Annotated in this window: 5 protein-coding genes; 3 read left to right on the top strand and 2 right to left on the bottom strand. The window is 25.0% G+C overall.

All coding sequences use genetic code 11. The annotated features are described in order from the left end of the window. Positions 1–13: 13 nt before the first annotated feature. On the bottom strand, positions 14–1624 hold the full coding sequence (locus ACTT9D_RS06825) for a hypothetical protein (protein WP_440931033.1): 1611 nt from the start codon (positions 1622–1624) through the stop codon (positions 14–16). Between the two features lie 66 nt (positions 1625–1690). On the opposite strand from ACTT9D_RS06825, the gene ACTT9D_RS06820 reads away from it, so the two are divergent. Further along, the gene (locus ACTT9D_RS06820) at positions 1691–2356 is read left to right on the top strand and encodes a hypothetical protein (protein ID WP_440931032.1); all 666 of its coding nucleotides are present in this window, start codon (positions 1691–1693) and stop codon (positions 2354–2356) included. A 7-nt stretch (positions 2357–2363) separates the two neighbouring features. Here the strand turns inward: ACTT9D_RS06820 and ACTT9D_RS06815 are convergent, their stop codons facing one another. Continuing rightward, positions 2364–3062 (bottom strand): zinc-ribbon domain-containing protein, encoded by a 699-nt coding sequence (locus ACTT9D_RS06815; RefSeq protein WP_440931031.1) that lies wholly within the window; start codon positions 3060–3062, stop codon positions 2364–2366. A gap of 38 nt (positions 3063–3100) precedes the next feature. On the opposite strand from ACTT9D_RS06815, the gene ACTT9D_RS06810 reads away from it, so the two are divergent. Then, complete coding sequence (locus ACTT9D_RS06810; protein WP_440931030.1) at positions 3101–3610, top strand: STAS domain-containing protein; 510 nt, start codon at positions 3101–3103, stop codon at positions 3608–3610. Next, the coding region (locus ACTT9D_RS06805; RefSeq protein WP_440931029.1) for a prepilin peptidase at positions 3610–3949 on the top strand (340 nt) is incomplete at its 3' end. The genes ACTT9D_RS06810 and ACTT9D_RS06805, both read left to right, overlap by 1 nt.

Here is a 3949-nt window from a genome sequence, read left to right as displayed (position 1 = left end):
ATTTAAAAAGTATTTAGTCTAACAATTTTTTTGCAATTTCATCAATTACTAATTCATTGTTTTTTAACCAATCTCTTGATTTTTTTGTAATTGAACTTTTTACATATTTTTTTGCATCAAATAAATTACTAAATCTTTTCACTGGTTTTTTAAATTCTTTACTAATATCAGTTGAATTTATTTTATCTAAAACACTTTTAATTTCATATTCAGAAAGTTGTTCCTTTAAAAGGTTAAATTGTTTCTCCATTTCTTGTTGAATGTTTGGAAAAACTTTTTTCTTTAGTTCTTCAGTAATAATCTCAGAACTCATACCTTTATCTTGATTAGTTTTACTTTTCATATTTTTTTGCAAAATTGAATGGCTGTATTGTAACTCAGAAGAGTGATACATTTGTAACATTCTCATATTTTGCATATCCATAATCTTTGACATTTGATCAAATTTATCTTGCAATTTCTCACTTTCGGTTTTGTTTTTTTGTTTTTCTTCTATTTTGTTTATTAGTTCTGGTTCAATGTTGTTTATTTTATTTTCTAATTGATTTATTTGTGTATCAGATTCATTTTTGAAGTTAGATACTTTATCAAGCGTCTCATCAATTTTATTATTTAAATTATTAAGAGAGTTTTCGATTTTTAGATTATAATCATTTGCATCACTAATTTTTTCATTTAACTGTTGTTCAATTTTTTCAAATTCAGGAGATTTTAAATCACTAGATTTACTGATGTTTTCCTCAATTTTTAAATAAATTGAATTAATATTATTTTGAATATTTTCAAATTGATTATTTAATTGAACAATTTGATCTTCTAAATTTGCAAAATTTTTGTTCGTCTCATTCTCATACTTACTAAACTCTTGATGGTAATTTTCATTTATATTATTAAGTTTATTTTCTAAGTTATCCTCAGATCTATTTAAAGCTTCTGTAAGTTTTAAATCTAAATTGTCATTAAATTTTTCAGAAAAAATATTTTTTTGATCTAATAATTCATCTAATTTTTCAGTCAGCTCATTACTGCTTAAGTCAAGATCATTTATTTTTGCATTTAAAATTTCCAATTGTTCTTGTGAAAATTCTGATTTTTTTTGTTCATTTTCTTGTGTTATCTTATTGTTTATTTGTAATTTGCTCTCATCTATTAAATTTGATGAAGTAATTTTTTCAACAACTTCATCTGTTAGATTTATTGCGTCATCAACTTCTTCGATTAATTCTATGATTTTACTTGTTTTGTCTTCTTGAACTTCATTTTTAAGTTCAATTATGTCATCACTTAAATTTAAAATTGAATTGTTTGCTTCATCAATTTCATTTGTTTCTTGATTTATAATCTCATTATTTAAAAAGATAATTTTGTTATTTAAATTTGACTTATTTTTAGTTGTTTTGATTGTTACTTGATTATTTGAAGAGGTTACTGTTGAAACTTTATCTGTGCCTGTATTAGACATTTTTGCCTCTATGTTTTCATTTAAATCAATTACTTCTTCTGAAAAAAGTTCTTTAAGTTTCTCCACATATAGCTGTCTTGATAATTGAAGTTGTTTTTCTTTTAAAAGCTCAGATTTTGCTTCATCTAATGTTTTTTTGATGTAATTTGGTGTTTTTTTCATATACTTAATTATTAACTCGAATCATGATTATTTTATCAAATATGAGATTGATAGTAAAAAAATTAAATGTTTGGTTTAACTAAAAATAAATCTAAATCCGTAGAGGACGAATCAATAAAAGACAAATCAAAATTTGTTGTAGTAGGTTTTACAATTATGATTTTGACTTTTGTTGTTTTGGTTGGGTCTGAAATATTCACTAGTATGAAATTATCAAGTCAAAATAAGTTAATTTCATCATCAAATGACATACAATCACAATCGGATAGTCTTGTTCTTGAAATGGCTAAAACAGGAAAAAAACTTCAAGAAGAAGAATATGAATATATTAAAGAAGTAACAAAATTTATGTCTCCAACAGAGTTTCAAAATTTTAAAAACTCTATTACTAGTGTAGCAAGTCAATTTAATGTTCAGATAAACAGTTTAAATGAAATTGATCCTGTAAGATTAGGAAAAAAATTTACTATAAACTATATTGAGTATCAGTTTTTAAGTACATTTGAAAATTTAACATTTTTAAAAAATAAACTATCTGAGACTGATTTTAAGATTAATATAATTCAAGAAAATATAAGTAGAGAAAATCCTAAATCTGATAAAGTTTTAACTTCAGGTCAAATCGGAGTTTATGTCTTTCCAGGAAAAGAAAAATTATTAAAAGATAAAGCCAAAATTATTGAGAAGTTTAAAAAAGAAGAAGAAAAACTTGCAGAAAAGTCAGAGGGTTAATTTAAGTTTAATTAAATTCTAATACACCTTTGATATGTTCATAAACTGGTGTCAAAAAATCAAAAATGCTAGACATAAATGGTAAAAAATTTGTAACATCATCTCTTAATGGTACTAGCATTACTGATAAAACAATTAACAACAAAAATAACAAATATATTAAAAGTCTAGTTCTTCTAGCTTGATCATTATCGTCTTCTCCGTCTGACAATTGCTTAATTTTTTGTTTTTCCAAAGATTCACTAGCGGATTTAATTCGATCTTTTTTAAATAATTTTTGAAAAAAATTAAGATTACTGTCTCTATCAATCTTATATTGATCTAAATTTTTATCCATTTCTTCCTTAGATGGTAAATCTTCATCACTGTCAGTAAAAATCTTAAAATTACTAATTTTTTCCTCGTTTTGATCCTTTACTAAAAAGTTGTCATTTTTTTCAATTAAATCTGAATTAATTTCTTGATCAATATTTGTCTCGACTGGTGGGGTCTCAACTGTTTCAGATTGAGGATTTTCACTTAAATTATCAACAGCAGCATCATTTACATTATTATCTTCATAATTATCTTGTTCAATGTTGCCTTTATTCGGATGAAAAAACCACACTTCTGAACAAGATCCACACCTTACTTTCGAGCCATCTCTGGGCATGAGCTCATCAGACAGTCTGAATTTTTTTTTCCCGCAAATACAGTTGATAATCATATGTTGTAATTTTTAATTAATAATATAAAAAAACAATAATGTCTATCGAACAAAAAATTGAAGGAAATATAGGTAAGTTATTTCTTGCCGATGAAATTGACCTAGATAAATCACCATTAGTTAGAGAAAATTTAAAGGAATTAATGGATAAAGTTAAGATAGTTGAAGTTCAATTGTCAAAAGTAAAATATATTGACTCTTCAGGTATAGCAGCACTTGTTGAAGGAATGCAACTAGCTAAAAGTAGTTCAAAAGAATTTTACTTAACTGATGTAAGCAATGAAGTAATGAAAGTTATTAAACTTGCACATTTAGATAAATTTTTTCAAATCAAAAGTGCAACTGGAAAAGATGCTTTAGAGGGATCAAGTAGCCAGCCTGTGGAACAAGTTGAAGAAGCTGCTGAAGCAAGTGAAAATGTAGATTTAAATCCTTCTGAAGAAAACAATCAAAAAGAAGTTGAAGAAAATAAAACCCAATCAGATGAAACCCAACCGAGCATTAAAAGAGATGATGATGACGGTGATAAGATTAAATTTAAGAGGTAGTGTTTACCTTTTTCCTGTTTGTTTTAGGATCAATTTTTGGAAGTTTTTATAACGTCTGTATATATAGACTACCAAATGATCTGGATATCATAAAAAAAAATTCTTTTTGTCCTTCTTGTAAATATTCAATACCATTTTATTTAAATATCCCAATTGTCTCTTACCTAATTAATTTTGGAAAATGCAGAAATTGTAAAAAAAATATTAATGTCAGCTACATTATTGTTGAAATTTTAACTGCTATGTTATTTGTTCAATCTTACTTAAAATTTGGATTAAGTTTAGAATTCTTTGGTTATATTGTTTTTTTTTCAAGTTTAATAATAATTTTTTTTACAG

It is taken from the genome of Candidatus Pelagibacter sp. (assembly GCF_052049815.1).
Lineage (GTDB): Bacteria > Pseudomonadota > Alphaproteobacteria > Pelagibacterales > Pelagibacteraceae > Pelagibacter.
The sequence above is the reverse complement of the archived record's forward strand: the minus strand, read 5'-3'. Positions and strand labels throughout refer to the sequence as shown.

What these genes read in the sequence shown, in the direction of transcription:
- ACTT9D_RS06825 (WP_440931033.1), bottom strand. Translation starts at nt 1,624, where the DNA reads ATGAAAAAAACACCAAATTACATCAAAAAAACATTAGATGAAGCAAAA.
- ACTT9D_RS06820 (WP_440931032.1), top strand. Translation starts at nt 1,691, where the DNA reads ATGTTTGGTTTAACTAAAAATAAATCTAAATCCGTAGAGGACGAATCA.
- ACTT9D_RS06815 (WP_440931031.1), bottom strand. Translation starts at nt 3,062, where the DNA reads ATGATTATCAACTGTATTTGCGGGAAAAAAAAATTCAGACTGTCTGAT.
- ACTT9D_RS06810 (WP_440931030.1), top strand. Translation starts at nt 3,101, where the DNA reads ATGTCTATCGAACAAAAAATTGAAGGAAATATAGGTAAGTTATTTCTT.